Source organism: Streptomyces sp. NPDC091271 (assembly GCF_044757505.1).
Taxonomy (GTDB): domain Bacteria; phylum Actinomycetota; class Actinomycetes; order Streptomycetales; family Streptomycetaceae; genus Streptomyces.
Window position 1 is genome coordinate 92,737 of sequence record NZ_JBIVVD010000004.1, and the last position, 17,834, is coordinate 110,570.

Consider the following 17,834-nt stretch of genomic DNA (forward strand, 5'->3'; position numbering starts at 1 on the left):
TGCCGGGCTCGCGGGGCCAGGCACCCAGAGGGGGCGGGGCCCGCGGGCGCGGCGCCGGGTTGCGTCAGCCCCGGGTCAGGTGGACGGCGACCGTCTCGCTGACGGTCACCGGCTGCTGGTAGTCCGGGTCCGTCGCCGTGGCCCGGGCCTCGACCTCGACGTCACCGCGCTGGAACGGCACCGACCCGGTGGGGACGGCCTTCGCGGTCCAGGCGACCGGTGCGCCAGGGACGCACTCCACCGAAGTGGAGTAGGAGCCCCGGATGAGCTGCTGGCGCTTCACCTGCGTGACGTCGCCGGCCACCTCCACCTTGGCCGACTTGTTGCAGCTCACCGTGCCGTGCAGGGTGGCCTTGCCGTTCAGGGTGCTCGCCGTACCGTCGAGCGCCACGGCGAGGCCGAGACCGAGCTCGGCGGGCGGGGCAGGGTTGTCGATGTGCACTTCACCACGCGCGGCGGACTCGCCGCCCTCGCAGTGCTGCTCGAAGGAGGCGTCGAGCTCCTTCACGTACCCCAGCGGGCCGAACTCCACGGCCGTGATGGTGAAGCTGCCGGTGAGGGTGTTGCAGCCGCGTCCGTTCCCGCCGAGGTCCAGGCCCGGTTCGGCCGCCTCGTTGAACGGGTACCGGGTGGCCCCCGCGTAGGTGCCGGGCGCCAGGGCGGCGCCCTCCGGAGCCGCGAGGTCCAGGTACCACCAGTCCCCGTTGGCCCCGTCGACGGACAGCGAGACCACCCGGTTGTCGCTCGACCCGGTCACCGACACCTTGTCCTCGGAGTCCGTCGAGTAGGAGTAGGACCCGCCGCCGCTGATCCAGTCCCCCTCGTCCCCGCTGAAGGCCAGGGTCCCGTCGGTGACCGGCTGGGCATGGGCCTGAGGTCCGGACAGCAGCCCCGTCGTACCGGTCGCCAGGGTCAGGGCCAGCGCGAACACGGCCGCACCTCTGGCCAGAGCACGTCCGGGCATGGTGAGTTTCATGTGTGTTTCCCCCCTGGGAAGACGGTTCTGGCTCCGCCGACGAGGGTCTCCCGTCCGCGGCGGGAAGAGTCTGACAAGAGGGGAAGCCGGCGACAACTGTGTTTCAGGAGTGACTGGTTGATCTTTCAGCCAACATCTGTGGCTGCTGTGAACGGAATGCGGGTCCGGGTCGCCCTGGAATCACGAGAGCCGTCCGCACACCCGGACAAGACTCGCGCCTCGGCGCCCGCGGGCGCCGAGGCGCATCGGCCGTGTGTCAGGCGCCGAGGTCGTAGAGGACGAACTCCTCCCAGGCCCCGGTGATGTCTGCCGACCGGGCACGGAGCACGTACTGGAGCGATCCGGTGTAGCTGTTCTCCATGGTGACGAACAGCCCGTTCAGCGTGGACTGGAGTGCCCAGCGGTCCAGGACCTCGTTGTAGTACAGGACGAACCGCTCCCAGCCGCCCACGCTCGTGGAACGCGCGCGCAGCACGTTCTGCGCGTTGCCGGTGTAGTTCTTCTCGACCGCCACATAGCGGTTGTTCGCCAGGGACTTCATGGCGAACGTCTCCAAGGTGTCGTCCCACTCGAATGCGAAGCCCTCCCAGGACCCGCCGAATTCCACGGAACGGGCCCGCAGCACACCGGTGTTCGGAGCGGAGTAGTTCACCTCGGTGGCGACGAACTGCGCGTTGCGGCCCGACTGCAGGGCTACGAGTTCGGTCTCCCCGGCCGTGGCGGAGACTCCCTCACCGGCGGCCAAGGGAGCCTGCCGGGCATCTGCCCCCTGGGCGATGCGCGCCAGCTCAGTGCCGTCCACCGCGTCCCAGCCGCTGGGTACGGCGGCCGGCCTGTCCGCCACCGGTGCCGCCCCGGCCGCGGGTACGGCCAGCGCGGAGGCGGCAAGAAGGGCGCTCAGGGACAGAAAAACGGACGTGATGCGTCGCACAGGTCTTCCTCACTTGTCGTCAAAGGAATTCCGGGCCTGCGGGACAAAGGGGTTCGCCCTGGTTTCCGGTCGCTCATTCGGCGGACTCGCCGAATGAGCGGCACGATTCCAGACGTGCGCCGTCAGCCGTCTCCACGGCATGGCGGAGCTGACCCCTGAATTCCCCACCCCGAAACTGCTGTCCACGCCCCTCCCTGGGCGTTTCGGCAGTCGCTTCACCACCACTCGGCGGAGCGGGCTCAGCGTAACGGCGCGACGTGATCTCAGGAAATGATTTCAGGGGATTCTGTGGAGTTCCGGGAAAGGCCCCGTTGCATTACCGGTTCCGCAGTATTCCGTTAAGACAAGTGAAACTCTCCGTTTGCCGAGCGGCTCAGGGAACGTGGGTGACCTCCAGCGGTGCGAAACCGATACGGGTCGTCGCACCGTCGTCGGCCCAGCGCACCGTGACCGTCTCCCCGTTCACGTCCACCCCGCTCACCGCCGCGCCGAGGGGCCCGGCGTCCGCTTCCCCGGTGAGCGAGGCCAGCGCCACCAGCACCTCGGTTCCCTCCACATCGGCACCCAGCCGGGGCAGCACGGCCCACCGGGTGAACGCCGTGCCCTGTGGGGCCCGTACGTCCTCCGGTCCCTCCCAGCCGTACAGCCCGTGCAACGCCGAACGCACGGTGCCCTGGGGGTCCGTCGCCCAGCCCGTCAGCTCGGCCCGTGTCCCGGCGGGCGCGCCCAGGATCCGGTGCACCCGCAGTTCGTACATCCCCCGGACGACCGTGACGCTCTCCACCCGCAGCCCCGGCACCGTCGGCGGGCCCTCCGGGAAGACCGGGCGGTGCCAGGACGCGGCCCAGCCCCAGCCCTCGCCGTGCCCCGCGCCCAGCGGGTGGATGAGGACCCGGCTGCTGCGGGAGCCACCGACCCGCACCGACAGATGGTTGTCCGCGGTGTTCGCGGACGCCGTCGGACCGGTGGCCGTCGAATACGCGAGGCGCGCGTAGAGCGGGTCCGAGACGTCCGCCGTCTCGCCCTCGTGCGGCCGGACATGGTCACTGCCGTGATTGTGCAGCCGCACCACGCCGTCCGCCTGTGTCGACTGCACCAGCAGCCCCGGTGACGGGAGCGCCAGCACCCGGTCCGGGCCCTCGCTGGGGGCGGGCTCCTCTTCCGCCGTCCACAGCGGGTGCTCCGCCGGGGCGAGCAGGGCGACGAAGGCCTTCGACGCCCAGTACGGCGACGACGGGCCGGAGTACACCTGGAGCGTCGCGTCGTGCGGCCCGTGCCAGCCCAGGCTCAGCAGACCGTCGTCCCCGGCCGACCCGCGCTCCAGGAAGTACCGCAGCGAACCGCTGATCAGCCGCCGCGAGACGCCCGGAGCCAGAGGGGTGTGCCCGGACACGGCGCCCATCCCGACCGCCGCCCCCGCCGCGAACCGGTAGGTGAGGGAACGCCCGAAGTGCAGCGGAGAGCCGTCCGCGCCGAACATCAGCGAGAAGCTCTCCAGATGTTCGCTCAGCCGTGCCCCGTAGTGCGCGGACAACTCCGCGTCGCCCGACAGATACGCGTCCAGCACCGGATACAGGTGCAGCGCCCAGCCGTTGTAGTGGTCGAAGGCGCGCCCGTCCCCGTCGGCGTACCAGCCTTCGCCGCGATACCAGACCTCCAGCAGGTCGAGCGCCCGCTGCCGGGCCCGCGCCGTCTCCGCGTCGCCCCGCCCCACCGACTCCAGGAACCCGGCGACGGAGAAGGGGAAGAGATACCAGTTGTTGGGTGCGGGCGTGTGCCGCAGGGCGCCCCGCAGCCACTCCTCCGCACGGTCCTGCGTGGTGGCGTCCAGCCGGTCCCATAGCCACGGCCGGGTGAGCCGCAGCCCGATCGCCACCGAGGCCGATTCCACCATCGGCTGGCCGAAGACGGTGTGGTCCAGGATCAGCGGCCAGGACTCGGCTTCGTCCCGCCCGGCCGAGCGCGTACCGGCGGTGAGCCCTTCGGCGTACCGCTCCAGCCAGTTGTGCGGATCCTTGCCCTCCGCGCCGGCGACCCGGAACGCGGCGGTGAGGAACGTACGGGCATAGCCCTCCAGGCCGTCGGACCGGACCCCGGAGCGGGAGGGGCGGCCCGGCAGGTCGAGGAGGGCCCGGCCGGGGGTGGCCCACTTCCAGGCGGCGTCCAGCAGGCCGTCCGCCACGGCTTCCCAGTGGTCCCGGGTGTAGCCGGTGTACGGGCTCCGCGCGCGGTCCTCGGAGGGGAGGTGAAAGGGAGTGGAGGTCATGCGAGAAAAGCCAGCCTTTCGCGTCGTACGGGATGGGTGAAGCCGTCGCCGGCGGCCCACCGGGCGATCTCGCCGACGGCCAGATCGGCCAGCCGCCGCAGCTCGTTGCCCTGGGAACCCGCGAGATGGGGGGTGATGAGCGCGTTGTCGCAGTCCCACAGCGGATGGCCGGCCGGCAGCGGGTCGGGGTCGGTGACGTCGAGCACCGCCCGGATCCGGCCGGCACGCAGTACGTCGGCGAGGGCGTCCTGGTCGACGACCGCGCCGCGGGACGTGTTGATCAGGACGGCGTCGGGCCGCATCGAGGCGAGCAGCCCGCGGCTGACCAGCCCTGTGGTCGCGGGCAACAGCGGGGTGTGGACGCTGACCGCGTCGCTCTCCACGAAGAGTCCCGCCAGGGAGACGGGGCGGACACCGAGCCCGGCGGCCTCCTCGTCCGTGACGTACGGGTCGTGGAGCAGCACCTCCAGGTCGTACGGCCGGAGCAGTTCGATCACCCGTCGGCCGATCAGGGAAGCGGACAGAATGCCCACCGTGCGGCGGTAGTTGCCGACACCGGGAGGCATCGCGAGCCAGTTGTCGCGAATGCGGGTGGCCCGGTACTCCACGGCCCGCTCGATGGCCCGCTTGCCGGACAGCAGGATCATCGCGACGGTGTACTCGGCGACCGGGAGCGCGTTGGCCGCCGCGGCCGACGACACCTCGATGCCCCTGTCCCAGCAGGCGTCGGTGACATGGCCGCGTACCGAGCCCGCCGTGTGCACCACGGCCCGCAGCGCGGGAGCGGCGGCCAGGACACCCGCATGGATCGGCGGGCAGCCCCAGCCGGTGATCAGGAGCTCCGTGTCCGCGAGTACGGCCCTGGCCTCCTCGGTCGTGAAGTCGTCGATCGCGGGCAGTGGCGCGAGATCGCACACCTCGGCCAGCGCCGCCAGGGAGTCGGGGGAGAGCACCGCGGCTGCGGCTTCCGCTCCCATGGCGAGCGCGGCGCGCGGCCGGCGGGGTGCGGGGGGAGTGCTGGGCATGGTTCTCCTGTGCGGTGGTCCGGGCGGGGCGGCACGGCTACTTGACGGCGCCCGCCGTCAGACCGGACCGCCAGAATCGCTGGAGCAGGGCGAAGGCGAGGATCAGGGGCAGCACCGCGAGCAGCGAGCCCATGACGACGACGGGGTAGTACTCGGGTGAAACGGACGCGGCGCTGTTCCAGGAGTACAGGCCGAGGCTGACCGGATACAGGTCCTGGTCGGAGAGCATCACCATGGGCAGGAAGAAGTTGTTCCAGATGGCGGTGAGCTGGAAGAGGAACACGGTGACAAGACCCGGCCCCAGCATGCGGAGCGCCACCCGGAAGTAGGCGGCCAGTTCGCCCGCGCCGTCCATCCGCGCGGCCTCCAGCACCTCGTCGGGCACGTACCCCTGGCTGAAGATCCGGCCGAGATAGACACCGAACGGATTGAACAGGACGGGGATGAACACCGCCCAGAAGGTGTTCACGAGACCGGCGCCGGAGGCCATCAGGTAGAGCGGCAGGGCGAGCACGGTCTGCGGCACCATGACGGCGGCCAGCACCAGGCCGAACAGCTTCTCCTTGTGCGCGAAGCGGTACTTGTCGAAGGCGTAGCCGCAGGCGACGCTGACCAGCGCTCCGAGGGCCGCGCCGAGCACCGCGTACAGCAGGCTGTTGCCGTACCAGCGGCCGTACAGCCCGCCGTCCATGGCGAAGAGGTCCTTCATGTTCTGGACGAAGGAGAAGCCGCTCGTCGACAGGATGTCGCTGCTGAACAGGGCGTCCCGGTCCTTGGTGGAGGCGAGCGCCAGCCACAGCACCGGCAGCAGGGTGTAGAGCACCGAGACGAAGACCACCAGGTTGACGACGGAGCGCCCGAGGAGCCGGGGCCGCAGGGGTGAGGCGGTACGGGAAACGGTCGACGCGCTCATCGGGAGCCCTCCTCGGCGGCGTCGGCGCGGTTGGTCCAGCGGGTGACGCCGTAGGAGAGGGCGATCGTGCACAGGAGCAGGATGACCGAGGCGGCCGCCGCGAGGCCGTAGTTGTTGCGGGTGAAGGCCGCGTCGTAGATGTACATGCTGGGGGAGAAGCGCGAGTTGATCATCGGGGTCGACTGGCTGAGCAGCATCGGCTCGGTGAAGAGCTGGAGCGCGAAGATGAGCGTGAACATCGCGACCATGACGATCGACGACCGCACCAGCGGGGCCTTGACCTGGAGGGCCGTGCGGACCGGGCCCGCGCCGTCGACGACCGACGCCTCGATGACCTCGCGGGGGACCGCCTGCAGGGCGGCGTAGAACACGACCATGTTGTAGCCGAGGTTGCTCCACAGCGCGATGTTCACGATGGACGGGAGCACCATGTGCACCCCGAGGAAGTCGACCGTGAGGTCGGCCCTGCCGAGCAGGTCGATGACCGGACTGATGCCGGGCGTGTACAGATAAAGCCAGATCAGAGCCGCGATGATGCCCGGCACGGCGTGCGGCAGGAACAGGGCGAGCTGGACGGTGCCGCGCAGGCGGACCACCCCGGAGTCCAGCAGCAGCGCCAGCACGAGGGCGCCGATCACCATCAGCGGGATGTAGACCACGCAGTACAGGGCGACGACGCCGAGACCGCTGAGGAACGTCGGGTCCGCCAGTACGGCGGCGTAGTTGCGGAGCCCTGCGAAGACCGTCCGCTCCGGGCCGAAGCCGAGCCCGGGCTGGTCGTCGCTGAAGAAACTCAGATAGACGGCGGTGGCGACCGGGATCAGGAAGACGGTCACCAGAAGGACGAAGAACGGCGTCATCAGGACGCCGCAGGCGCCGAGTTCACGACGCCGGGCGGACCTGCGGGCGGTGGGCGCCGGCGCGGCGGCGGCCGGACGCTCCGGCGACGGCCGGGCGGGGGCGTTTGCCGGTGCGGACACAGGGGTGGCGCTGGTCATGGTGTCACCTGCCTCTCTGCTGCTGGGAACGGAATGCGGGTCGCCTGTCAGGTGGAGCGCCGGGTGGTGGAGAGACCGAGCGCCTTGAGGTCGGGCATGGTGCCCTCCTCCGCCGCCCGGACCGCTCCGAGGATGGAGCCCTGGCCTCCGCTCGCCCGCGCCAGTCCGTCCTTCATGAGCCTGCCGGTGGCCGTCATGCGGGGGCCCCAGATCCAGCCCGGGCGGATCTTCCGCGCCTCCTGCTCGAAGAGGGTGTAGATGTCCTGCCCGCCGTAGTAGGCCCGGTCGAAGGCCTTGCGGCCCACGTCGACCAGGCCCGGCGCGGCGGGGTACTGACTGCTCGCACCGCTGGAGAGCCGGGCCCGCAGAGCGTCCGGATGCGAGACCTGCCACTCGATGAACTCCATCGCGGCCTCCGGGTGCGCGCTGTCCTTGGTGATCGCGAAGGTCGAGCCGCCATGGGTCCCGACACCGGGGTCGGCCGGATCCCACTGGGGGATCGGTGCGAGTGCCCACTTCCCCGTCTGCTTCGGCCGGGCCTTCATCTGGGCGCCGGCGTCCCACGCGCCGCTGAGCCGGCTGAGCACCAGGCCGTTGCCGATCTGGACGTCGCTCTGACGGCTCTCCACCGCGTTCATGAAGACCAGGTCCTGGTCGGTCAGCCGCTGCCAGAAGGCGGACACACGTCGGGTGGGCGCGTCGGCGAGCGACACGTTCCAGACGCCGCCGCTCGTGTCGAACCACTGGGCGCCCGCCTGCCACGCGAACGCGGCGAGGTGCGTGTCACCGTCCGTGGGGAAGAGCGCCATCCGACGGTCACCGCTCCTGCCCCGTACGCTCCTTGCCGCGTCCTCGAAGTCCTCCCAGGTACGCGGGACGGTCAGCCCGTACCGCTCGAAGAGGTCGGTGCGGTAGTGCAGCACCATCGGTTCTATGTCGAGCGGGACGCTGAACACCCGCTTCTCGAAGGTGGTCAGTCCCAGGGCCTGCGGCAGCAGTTTCGACCGCAGCCCTGCACCGACCAGATCCGTGATGTCGCGGCAGACCCCGTCGATGGCGAAGCCCGGGACCTGCATGTATTCGATGGTGGCGACGTCCGGGGCGTTGCCGGCCCGTGCGGCGCTGCTGAGTTTGGCGTAGCCGCCCTGGGTCCCGGAGGGGACCTGCTGGTAGTCGACCTCGATGGTGTCGTGACCGCGGTTGAACGCGTCCACGACCTCCTGACTGCCCCGCAGGGCGGACCAGAAGGTGATCCGCGTCTTCCTGCCGGTCCTGTTGCTTACGTTCCTGCCGGTACTGCTCGTACCGCCCGATCGTGTGTCTCCGCCACCACCTCCGCAGGCGCTGAGCGCGCCCGTCAGAGGCAGTGCGGCGATCGTGGCGAGCACGGATCGACGGCTCTGTCGACCAGGCATGTGCGCCTCCCGCGGCTCCTGATTCGAGACACGGGAATACTGATCGGCTGATCGGTAGCGGTCAATAGATCGATCAAAAGAAGATTGAAGTGTTCAAACGATCAGTTATCGATGTGGGGCAACTCCTGGGTCGATCCGCGCACTTCGAGTCGGGGGAGCAGCTCCACCCTGCGCACGGGCCCGGTGGTGCCGGCCGGGTGCGCCAGCCGGTGCAGAAGCAGCTCCGCCGCCGCCCGCCCGATCTCGGCCCTCGGCGGGGCGACCGCGGTGAGGGCGGTGCTGCCCAGCGCCGCGACGACATCGTCGTACGCCACCACGGAGCAGTCCCGCGGCACCCGGAAGCCGTTCTCCGCCAGCCGCTGGACCAGCATCAGGGCGTCCTCGTCGCCGTGCAGGACGGCGCCGGTCACACCGCGCTCCCTCAGCAGCGCCGTGAGATCCGGGACCACTTCCCGTGTGCCGGGCTCCCCGGGGCCCGCGTTCGGGGAGCTGAGCACCACGGACCAGTCCTCCACCTCGGGCCGGGAGGCGGCTATGTCGGCGAACGCGGCCCGTATCGAGCGCGCCGTCGGGCTGTCGTTCCTGGCGGCGAGGACCAGCCGGCGGTGGCCGAGCGAGATCAGGTGGTCCACGGCGAGGTGGATCCCGTACCAGTGGTCGGAGCACACCGAGTCCATGGCGTGCAGCGCGCTGCCGGACCGGGGCCGCCGCTCCATCAGGACCGTCGGCACCTCCAACTCGGCGAGCCACTCGTAGTCCGCCTCCTCGCCGGCGGCGCTCCGCCACCGGGGGGCGATCAGCAACCCGCTCACGCCCGCGGCCAAGGCCTGCTCCACCTGCGGCCGTTCGGCCCCGGCCATCTGCGGGGTGATGTGCAGGGTGATGCGTTTCCCGGCCTCCTCCAGGGCGGTCCTGGCGCCGTAGAGGGTCTCGTACAGATACGAATGCCGCTCCGGGACGACCAGCGCGATCGCGTCCCCGGCCGGCTCCCCGTTCCGTGCGGCCGGCACGGCAGTCGTGCGCGTGGCGTCCCCCATCGGACGGACCACCCCGTGCCCGCGCCGCAGCATCCCCGTCCTGGCCAGCTCCTCCACATCCCGCCGCAGCGTCACCGCCGAGACGTCCAGCTCGTCGGCCAGCGAACTCACCTTGACGGCACCGCGTGCGTGCACCACCGCGAGAATGCGCTTGCGCCTCAGCTCAACCGGCTCCCGCATGCTGGCCCCCTTGCCTACCGCTGTGCGATGTTCGTTTGAACGTTTCTCTGAATGATCGCAGCATAGCGAGGGACCGCCGCTCAAGACGCTCACAGGATGGAACGATGATCCGCCGAGAGGAAGATGTGTCTACCATCTGATCCGGAATGGACACCATCACCCTGTGGCCACTGGCCGCGCTCGCGGCGGCATCCCTGCTCGTCGGCTTCTCCAAGACGGCCGTCAGCGGTGCCAACACGATCAGCCTCGCGGTCTTCGCGGCCGTACTGCCGGCCCGCGAATCGACCGGAGTTCTGCTCCCGATCCTGATCGCCGGTGACATCCTCGCCGTGCTGGTCTACCGTCGGCACGCCCACTGGCCCACACTGCTGCGGCTCTTCCCCGCCGTCGCCGCGGGCGTGGTGGCGGGCACGGTCTTCATGCTGTGGGCCGACGACGAGGCCGTGGCCCGCTCGATCGGCGCGATCCTGCTCCTCATGGCGGGCGTCACCCTCTGGCGCCGGCGCGCCCGTCCCCGGCCGCCCGCGGAAGAGGACACGGACGAACCCTCGCGCGGCGGGCGCCTCAAGGCCCGGACCTACGGGGTGCTGGGCGGCTTCACGACCATGGTCGCCAACGCGGGCGGCCCCGTGATGTCGCTCTACCTGCTGTCCGCGGGATTCCGGAAGCTCGGCTTCCTGGGGACGTCGGCGTGGTTCTTCCTGATCGTCAACACGTCCAAGGTGCCCTTCAGCGTGGGACTCGGTCTCATCGACGCGCAGTCGCTGATGCTGGACGCGGCCCTGGTGCTGTTCGTCGTCCCGGGCGCCTACCTCGGCCGTGCCTGCGTCGGCCGGATCAACCAGAAGCTCTTCGACCGGATCGTCATCGGAGCCACCGTCCTGGGCGGCCTCCAGCTGCTGCTGCGCTGAAGACCGCCCGGGGGAGCGGATGTCAGACGATGCCCTCGGCGATCTCCGCCTGCTCACGGGCGTTCCCGTACGCGGCCGGGGTGCTGTACGAACGGCGCGCGACGAACCACCACACCGTGGCCAGGACCAGCACGGCGACCAGGGCGATCGACGCGTAGTTCATCGAGTCGATCGTCACCGGCGAGGACTGCGGCAGCAGGAAGAGCACCGTCACCACGGCGACCCACACCACGGCGATCCAGCCGATCGGCTTGGACCAGCGGCCGAGGTGCCAGGGGCCGCGCTGGAAGCGGTCCCCGGCGCGCAGCTTCAGGTAGATCGGGATGGCGTACGCGGGTGTGATCCCGATGACGTTGATCGCCGTGACCGCGCCGTACGCGGTCGCGGAGTACAGCGACGGCACCGCCAGCAGCGCCGCGACAGCGACCGACAGCCACACGGCGGGCACCGGAGTCTGCGTACGCGCGCTCACCTTCCGCCACAGCGCGGAGCCCGGCAGCGCGTTGTCACGGCTGAAGGCGAAGACCATCCGGCTCGCGGCCGCCACCTCGGCGTTGCCGCAGAACAGCTGAGCCGCGATGACGATCAGCAGCATGGCGGTGGCGCCCGACGTCCCCAGCGCGTCGATCAGGATCTGGGCGGGAGGGACCCCGGTGGCGCTGTTCTGCGTACCCGCGTAGTCCTGGATGGCGAAGGTCAGTCCGGCCAGCAGGACGAAACCGGCGATCCACGAGACCCAGATCGCGCGGACGATGCCCTTGGCCGCCGTCACCGAAGCGTTCGAGGTCTCCTCGGACAGGTGGGCCGAGGCGTCGTAGCCGCAGAAGGTGTACTGCGCCAGGAGCAGACCGATCGCCGCCACATAGATCGGGTTCTCCCAGCCGGTGTCGTTGACGAACTCGGTGAAGACGAACGACGGCGACTGGTGGTTCGCGGGCACGATCGCCAGCACCGTCACGATCACGGCGACACCGGCCAGGTGCCACCAGACGCTGATCGAGTTGAGCACACTGACCAGGCGCACCCCGAAGAGGTTCAGCACGGCGTGCAGCAGCAGGATGCAGAGGAAGATCACCATCGTGGAGCCGGGGGTGGGATCGAACCCCCACTGCAGATTGAGCAGAGCGCCCGTGAACAGCGCGGCCCCGTAGTCGATGCCGGCGATCGCGCCCAGCAGACCGAGCAGGTTCAGCCACCCGGTGTACCAGCCCCACTTACGGCCACCGAGCCGGTCGGCCATGTAGTAGAGCGCCCCGGACGTCGGGTACGCACTGGTGACCTCGGCCAGAGCCATGCCCACGCAGAGCACGAACAGGCCGACGCCGGCCCAGCCCCAGAGCATCACGGACGGGCCACCGGTGGACATGCCGAAGCCGTACAGCGTCATGCAGCCGGAGAGGATCGAGATGACGGAGAAGCTGATCGCGAAGTTGCCGAAGCCGCCCATGCGGCGTGCCAGCACCGGCTGATAGCCGAGCTCGCGCAGCCGCTGCTCTTCGTCCTTGTGCGGCGTGGGCTCCGTGCTCGACGGGGTCGAGGCGGATATGGACATGGAGACGACCTCCAGGTGGGGGAAGGGGGACGGGGGACGGGGGACGGGGGGAATCGTGGGGACGGAGCAGCGGCCGGACAGGCGCACGGTCCACGGAGGGACACCGGCCGGTCAGCCGGGCGGCTCCCTCCCCGGCCCGGGCTCGGCGGCCAGACAGCGGCTCCGGGCCCGGAGGAAGACGTCCTCGGTACCGGCCGGATCCTGCGGTGCACGGGTGCGGTGGGCCCAGGGGACGGACGTGTAGTACGGGCCCATCGCCCGGAACACCGGGGCGGCGTCGGCGAACCGGAGCGAACCCCACAGCGCGTGCGCCAGGTGGTTGAGGTCGAGCAGGGACCGGGCGGCCGGGTCCGCCGCGGCGAACCAGATGCGCAGGGCGCGCCGGGCATCCCGCTCGCCGTCCTCGGTGACCCAGTGCAGGTCCAGTGCCCGCTCGTTGCCGTGCTCGCGCCGGTAGCGCTCCACCCGGACGTACAGCGGCAGCACATGGAGCGCGGAGCCCTCCGGGGCTGAAGAGGCCGCCCACTGGACGAAGTTGACCGCCTCGGAGAGAGTGCCGCCCGGCTGTCGCGCATAGACGAACTGCAGCATCCGGTGGTACGCCTCGCGATTGAAAGGATCGCGTTTGTCCGCCTCCGCCAGGAGGCCCCACGGCCCGGGGAACAGCATCGGGCCCGGCGGCAGCAGGCGGTGCTCCTCCAGGCGCTGTCCCTCGTCGAGCTGGGACAGGGCCAGGAGACATACCCACGGCACAGGATCCGCGGGCGAGGCGTGCGCGGCGGAGCGGCACCCCTCCCACGCCTCCTGCCACAGCTCCTGGGCTCTCGGGTGCCTCTCCCGGTGGGCGCGGACGGCGCGCTCCACCGTCACCCGGGCGTGCATCACCGCCGCCGCCACACTCCGAGGCTCCTCGGCCAGCCAGGCGTGGACCGTGTCGGAACCCGCCGCCACGGCCGCGAGGACCTGGGTCCGCTGGGTCCACAGCGCCCAGTCCGGGGTGCTCTCCAGCAGATTCCGCATGGCGAGCCAACGGCCGGTACGCAGATCCTGTAACGCCACACGCAGAGGGTGATCGTGCCCAGCGGGGTGGTAGACCGGCCGGAAGTCACCGGTAGCCATGTATGCGCCCCGCCCCTGAACACGCGGTGGGGGCGGGGCGGTGAGCCGGGCACAGCGGCACGGCGCAGGTTCTTCTCGTCATGAATCCTCAAGGAACGTGGGGGGTTGTGCGGTTCGGTAGTGAACTGCCGTTGGTCATCGTCCGGTTGTCCACTCGGCGGTGAGTGTAGAGCGCCGCGTGCCCGCCTTCCGGCGACTGTGCGGATCTTACGCAAGTAGCTTCCATATACCGGACGTTGATCACGCCCGGCGGCTCCTGACGGGATGTTCTGGGAGGCTTGACGCAGGGCGTGGTCTGCACGACTGTGGGCGTAGGGACCAAATGATCACGATTCCGCCCGGGTCCGGGCGGCCCGCACGGCTGGAGCGTGGATTGACAGAACCGGTGCTCGCCATCGACCAGGGGACGTCCGGGACCAAGGCGCTGGTGATCTGTCCCGAGCGCGGCGTGATCGGTTCCGGTTCCGCACCCGTACGACCGCGGTACGGTGCCGGGGGCCTCGTGGAGGCCGACCCCGCCCAGCTGATCGGGTCGGTCCTCGACGCCGGCCGGCAGGCGGTCGCGGACGCCGCCGAGCCCGTGGCGGCCGTCGGCCTGGCCAACCAGGGCGAGACGGTGCTGGCCTGGGACCCCGCGACCGGCCGGCCGCTCACCGACGCCGTCGTCTGGCAGGACCGGCGCGCGGAAGGGCTCTGCGGCGCCCTCGCCGCGCACGGGGACGAGCTGAAGCGGCTCACCGGACTGCCGCTCGATCCGTACTTCGCCGCGCCCAAGATGGCGTGGATCCGCCGCGAACTGACCCGGGAGGGGGTCGTCACGACCAGCGACTCCTGGCTGGTCCACCAGCTCACCGGAGCCTTCGTCACCGACGCGGCCACCGCGGGACGCACCCAGCTGCTCGGCCTCCACGACGTCGGCTGGTCGCCCGACGCCCTGAAGATCTTCGGACTGTCCGACGAGCGGCTGCCCACGGTCGTCGACTGCGCCGGGCCCGTCGGCACCACCACCGCGTTCGGCGGAGAAATCCCCCTGACCGGCCTCATCGTCGACCAGCAGGCCGCCCTGCTGGCACAGAACGCACTCGATCCCGGCCAGGCCAAATGCACGTACGGCACCGGGGCGTTCCTCCTCGCCCAGACCGGCCGCCGGCCCAGCACCGGCTCCACCGGCCTGGTCAGCTGTGTCGCCTGGCGCCTCGGCGGGCTGACGGACTACTGCCTCGACGGACAGGTCTACACGGCGGCCTCGGCGGTGCGCTGGCTCACCGACCTCGGAGTGATCTCAGGAGCCGCGGACCTCGACCCGGTGGGCGCCTCGGTCGGCGGCACCGGGGGAGTCACCTTCGTCCCCTCGCTCGCCGGCCTCGCCGCACCCTGGTGGCGCAGCGACCTGCGCGGCTCCGTGACCGGCCTCGGCCTCGACACCACCGCGGGCCACCTGGTCCACGCCCTCTGCGAGGGCATCGCCGCGCAGGTCGTCGCCCTGGCGGACGCCGTCGCCGCGGACCTGGGAGCCCCACTGACCGCGCTGCGGGTCGACGGCGGCCTGACCCGCTCCTCCCTGCTGATGCAGACCCAGGCGGACCTGCTGCAAAGGCCGGTCGAGGTCTCGGCGCTGCCCGACGTGACCGCGCTCGGCGCCGGCGTCGTGGCCAGGCTCGGGCTCGACCCGCGGCTGCCGCCGGGCAGCGCGACCCCGGAGTGGCGGCCCTCCGCCGTGTACGAACCACGGATCGCCCCCGAGGAGGCGTCGGAGCGCCTCGCCGGCTTCCGTGCCGCGGTGGACAGCCTGCTGGAGCGCGCGTGACCGTCACCCTCACCACCACCGGCCCGCTGCCCTCGGAGCAGGACGCGGAGGACACGTACGACGTGACCGTCGTCGGCGCGGGCGTCGTGGGCACGGCCATCGCCCGCGAACTCGCCCGCTACCGGCTGCGCACCGCACTGGTCGACGCCGCCGACGACATCGGCAACGGCACGTCGAAGGCCAACACCGCGATCCTGCACACCGGTTTCGACGCCGTTCCCGGTTCGCTGGAGGCCCGCCTCGTGCGCGAAGGACGGGACCTCCTCGCCGACTACGCCGCCGAGACCGGCATCCCGGTCGAGCGGACCGGCGCCCTCCTGGTGGCCTGGGACGAGGACCAGCTCGCCGCACTGCCCCGGCTCCGGGACAAGGCCGAGCGCAACGGCTACCACGCGTCCCGCATCATCGGCGCCGACGAACTGCGTTCCGCCGAACCGCACCTGGGGCCCGGCGCGCTCGGCGCGCTCGAGATCCCCGACGAGAGCGTCATCTGCCCCTGGACCACCCCGCTCGCCTTCGCCACCCAGGCCGTGCGGGCAGGCGTCCACCTGCACCTGAACTGCCGGGTGCAGGACATCGCGAGCGACGCCGATGGCCACACGCTCACCACCTCACGCGGCCCGCTGCGCACCCGCCACCTGGTCAACGCCGCCGGGCTGTACGCCGACGAGATCGACCGGCTCCTCGGCCACGACGTCTTCACCGTGACCCCTCGCCGAGGCCAGCTCATCGTCTTCGACAAGCTCGCCCGCGAGCTCGTCGGCCACATCCTCCTGCCGGTTCCCGGCCCGGCCGGCAAGGGCGTCCTGGTCGCACCGACCGTCTTCGGCAACGTCCTCCTCGGCCCCACCGCCGAGGAGCTCGACGACAAGACCGCCACCGGGTCCACCGCCGACGGCCTGGACCTCCTGCGCGAGAAGGGCCACCGCATCGTGCCCGCGCTCCTCGACGAGGAGGTCACCGCCGTCTACGCCGGCCTCCGCGCCGCCACAGGGCAGGAGGACTACCGCATCCAGGAGTACCCCGAACAGCGCTACGTCGCCGTGGGCGGCATCCGCTCCACCGGTCTCACCGCGTCCATGGCGATCGGCCGCCACGTCATGGGCCTGCTGGCCGACACCGGCCTCGACCTGACCGAGCCCCGCCCGCTCCCGCCCCTCACGATGCCCAACCTGGGCGAGGCGTACCCCCGCCCCTACCGCGACGCCGCCCTGATCGCCGGGGACCCGGCGTACGGCACCCTCGTCTGCCACTGCGAACAGGTCACCCTCGGAGAGATCCGGGACGCGCTGGCCTCCACGGTCCCGCCGCACTCCCTGGACGGCCTGCGGCGCCGCACCCGCGCCCGTGGCGGCCGGTGCCAGGGCTTCTACTGCGGCGCCGCCGTCCGCGCCCTGTTCGAGGAGGCGCGACCGTGACCGGACACGCACGCGACATCGACGTCCTGATCATCGGCGCAGGCCCCGCCGGCCTCGCGGCCGGAGCCGAGCTCGCCGGGGCGGGAGCGGGCCGGGTGGAGATCCTGGAACGCGAGCAGGAGGCGGGAGGGATCCCCCGCCACTGCCACCACGGAGGATTCGGCGGACGCCTCGGACGGGCCGCCCACGCCTGGGCGTCGGCCACCGGATCCGCGTACGCCCAGGGAGGGACGAGCGGGCCCGCCTACGCCCGGCGGAGTGTGGCCGCGGCCCTGGACGCCGGCGCCGAGCTGCGCACCGGAGTCACCGTCACCGGCTGGGCGGGACCCCGCACCGTCGAGACCACCGGACCCGCAGGAATCGAGCGCATCACCGCCCGGGCCGTCGTCCTCGCCACCGGCGCACGCGAACGGCCGCGCAGCGCCCGCCTGATCCCCGGCACCCGGCCGCCCGGCGTCTACACCACCGGCGAACTCCAGCAGGCCGTCCATCTGTACGGGCAGCGGATCGGCACCAGGGCGGTCGTCGTCGGTGACGAGCCCGTCGGGCACGCGGCCGCCGCCACACTGCGCGCCGCCGGGGTCCACGTCGTCGCCATGGTCACCGATCAGCCGCCCCGACCGGTCCGGCTGCGGAGCGGGCACACCCCGCTGCTCACCGCCGCCACCGTCACAGGGCTCACGGGCAGGACCCGGCTCTCCGGGGTGGCCCTGCGACACGACGACGGCCGCACCACCACGCTGCGCTGCGACACGGTCGTCCTGACCGGCGACTTCGTACCCGACCACGAACTGGCCAGGCGTGGTGGCATCCTCCTCGATCCCGGCACCCGGGGACCGGCGTACGACGCCGCGTTCCGCACCTCGCGGCCGGGCGTCTTCGCCGCCGGGAACGTGCTGCACGCCGTCGAACGCGCGGAGTTCGCGGCCCAGGAGGGACGAGCCGTGGCGGTGCCCGTCCTGCACCGCCTCGCCGGCACCGACGACCCCGCGGGCGGAGGCCGGCCCCTGGTCGTCGACACACCCCTGCGGTGGATCGCCCCCAACGTGACGGGTCCCCACGGCGCGCGCCCGCAGGGGGACCGGTTCGTCCTGCGCACCGCACGGCGGCTGTCGCGGCCGCTGCTCGTCGTCTCGCAGGACGGACGCGAACTCCACCGGCAGCGGCTGCTGTCGGCCGCCGTCCCGGGCAGGCCCTTCCACCTGGCGGCCGACTGGACCGACCACGTGGACCCGGACGGCCCCTCCGTACGGATCAGCGTGTTGTGACGGCGGGGCGGGACCGGC

The 17,834-nt window shown here is 71.5% G+C and carries 14 protein-coding genes; 4 read left to right on the forward strand and 10 right to left on the reverse strand.

The window, feature by feature from the left end:
- Positions 1-64: 64 nt before the first annotated feature.
- The 8 genes from ACIQM3_RS16975 to ACIQM3_RS17010 form a co-directional block, all read right to left on the reverse strand.
- Positions 65-964: a hypothetical protein gene (locus ACIQM3_RS16975; RefSeq protein ID WP_401624567.1), complete on the reverse strand. Its 900-nt coding sequence runs from the start codon at positions 962-964 to the stop codon at positions 65-67.
- Positions 965-1,232: 268 nt separating this feature from the next.
- Entirely contained in the window at positions 1,233-1,898 is a 666-nt protein-coding gene (locus ACIQM3_RS16980; protein WP_401626426.1) for a fascin domain-containing protein, read from the reverse strand.
- A 382-nt stretch (positions 1,899-2,280) separates the two neighbouring features.
- Positions 2,281-4,173 carry a DUF2264 domain-containing protein gene (locus ACIQM3_RS16985; RefSeq protein WP_401624569.1) on the reverse strand — a complete coding sequence of 631 codons (1,893 nt, stop codon included), beginning with the start codon at positions 4,171-4,173 and terminating at the stop codon, positions 2,281-2,283.
- Positions 4,170-5,198, reverse strand: coding sequence for a hydroxyacid dehydrogenase (locus ACIQM3_RS16990; RefSeq protein ID WP_401624571.1), 1,029 nt, complete (start codon positions 5,196-5,198; stop codon positions 4,170-4,172). The genes ACIQM3_RS16985 and ACIQM3_RS16990 overlap by 4 nt, the downstream gene beginning before the upstream one ends.
- 37 nt (positions 5,199-5,235) lie before the next feature.
- Positions 5,236-6,111, reverse strand: coding sequence for a carbohydrate ABC transporter permease (locus tag ACIQM3_RS16995; protein WP_401624573.1), 876 nt, complete (start codon positions 6,109-6,111; stop codon positions 5,236-5,238).
- Complete coding sequence (locus ACIQM3_RS17000; RefSeq protein ID WP_401624575.1) at positions 6,108-7,109, reverse strand: carbohydrate ABC transporter permease; 1,002 nt, start codon at positions 7,107-7,109, stop codon at positions 6,108-6,110. Before ACIQM3_RS17000 ends, ACIQM3_RS16995 begins: the two co-directional genes overlap by 4 nt.
- A gap of 47 nt (positions 7,110-7,156) precedes the next feature.
- A complete protein-coding gene (locus tag ACIQM3_RS17005; protein WP_401624577.1) occupies positions 7,157-8,524 on the reverse strand; it encodes an ABC transporter substrate-binding protein in 1,368 nt (455 codons plus the stop codon).
- A gap of 101 nt (positions 8,525-8,625) precedes the next feature.
- The gene (locus tag ACIQM3_RS17010; RefSeq protein ID WP_401624579.1) at positions 8,626-9,741 is read right to left on the reverse strand and encodes a substrate-binding domain-containing protein; all 1,116 of its coding nucleotides are present in this window, start codon (positions 9,739-9,741) and stop codon (positions 8,626-8,628) included.
- A gap of 146 nt (positions 9,742-9,887) precedes the next feature.
- Between ACIQM3_RS17010 and ACIQM3_RS17015 the strand changes: the two genes are divergently transcribed.
- Positions 9,888-10,652 carry a sulfite exporter TauE/SafE family protein gene (locus ACIQM3_RS17015; protein WP_401624581.1) on the forward strand — a complete coding sequence of 255 codons (765 nt, stop codon included), beginning with the start codon at positions 9,888-9,890 and terminating at the stop codon, positions 10,650-10,652.
- Positions 10,653-10,674: 22 nt separating this feature from the next.
- Here ACIQM3_RS17015 and ACIQM3_RS17020 read toward each other — a convergent pair whose 3' ends face one another.
- The gene (locus ACIQM3_RS17020) at positions 10,675-12,204 is read right to left on the reverse strand and encodes an amino acid permease (RefSeq protein WP_401624583.1); all 1,530 of its coding nucleotides are present in this window, start codon (positions 12,202-12,204) and stop codon (positions 10,675-10,677) included.
- Between the two features lie 111 nt (positions 12,205-12,315).
- Entirely contained in the window at positions 12,316-13,323 is a 1,008-nt protein-coding gene (locus ACIQM3_RS17025; RefSeq protein WP_401624585.1) for a hypothetical protein, read from the reverse strand.
- Positions 13,324-13,696: 373 nt separating this feature from the next.
- On the opposite strand from ACIQM3_RS17025, the gene ACIQM3_RS17030 reads away from it, so the two are divergent.
- The 3 genes from ACIQM3_RS17030 to ACIQM3_RS17040 are packed head-to-tail and all read left to right on the forward strand — an operon-like array spanning position 13,697 to position 17,816.
- Positions 13,697-15,130: an FGGY family carbohydrate kinase gene (locus ACIQM3_RS17030; RefSeq protein ID WP_401624587.1), complete on the forward strand. Its 1,434-nt coding sequence runs from the start codon at positions 13,697-13,699 to the stop codon at positions 15,128-15,130.
- Positions 15,127-16,548 carry an FAD-dependent oxidoreductase gene (locus ACIQM3_RS17035; RefSeq protein ID WP_401624589.1) on the forward strand — a complete coding sequence of 474 codons (1,422 nt, stop codon included), beginning with the start codon at positions 15,127-15,129 and terminating at the stop codon, positions 16,546-16,548. Before ACIQM3_RS17030 ends, ACIQM3_RS17035 begins: the two co-directional genes overlap by 4 nt.
- Positions 16,545-17,816 carry an FAD-dependent oxidoreductase gene (locus ACIQM3_RS17040; RefSeq protein WP_401624591.1) on the forward strand — a complete coding sequence of 424 codons (1,272 nt, stop codon included), beginning with the start codon at positions 16,545-16,547 and terminating at the stop codon, positions 17,814-17,816. The genes ACIQM3_RS17035 and ACIQM3_RS17040 overlap by 4 nt, the downstream gene beginning before the upstream one ends.
- Positions 17,817-17,834 lie beyond the last annotated feature (18 nt).

What these genes read in the sequence shown, in the direction of transcription:
- ACIQM3_RS17010 (WP_401624579.1), bottom strand. Translation starts at nt 9,741, where the DNA reads ATGCGGGAGCCGGTTGAGCTGAGGCGCAAGCGCATTCTCGCGGTGGTG.
- ACIQM3_RS17025 (WP_401624585.1), bottom strand. Translation starts at nt 13,323, where the DNA reads ATGGCTACCGGTGACTTCCGGCCGGTCTACCACCCCGCTGGGCACGAT.
- ACIQM3_RS16975 (WP_401624567.1), bottom strand. Translation starts at nt 964, where the DNA reads ATGCCCGGACGTGCTCTGGCCAGAGGTGCGGCCGTGTTCGCGCTGGCC.
- ACIQM3_RS17000 (WP_401624575.1), bottom strand. Translation starts at nt 7,109, where the DNA reads ATGACCAGCGCCACCCCTGTGTCCGCACCGGCAAACGCCCCCGCCCGG.
- ACIQM3_RS16990 (WP_401624571.1), bottom strand. Translation starts at nt 5,198, where the DNA reads ATGCCCAGCACTCCCCCCGCACCCCGCCGGCCGCGCGCCGCGCTCGCC.
- ACIQM3_RS16985 (WP_401624569.1), bottom strand. Translation starts at nt 4,173, where the DNA reads ATGACCTCCACTCCCTTTCACCTCCCCTCCGAGGACCGCGCGCGGAGC.
- ACIQM3_RS17005 (WP_401624577.1), bottom strand. Translation starts at nt 8,524, where the DNA reads ATGCCTGGTCGACAGAGCCGTCGATCCGTGCTCGCCACGATCGCCGCA.
- ACIQM3_RS17020 (WP_401624583.1), bottom strand. Translation starts at nt 12,204, where the DNA reads ATGTCCATATCCGCCTCGACCCCGTCGAGCACGGAGCCCACGCCGCAC.
- ACIQM3_RS17015 (WP_401624581.1), top strand. Translation starts at nt 9,888, where the DNA reads ATGGACACCATCACCCTGTGGCCACTGGCCGCGCTCGCGGCGGCATCC.
- ACIQM3_RS16995 (WP_401624573.1), bottom strand. Translation starts at nt 6,111, where the DNA reads ATGAGCGCGTCGACCGTTTCCCGTACCGCCTCACCCCTGCGGCCCCGG.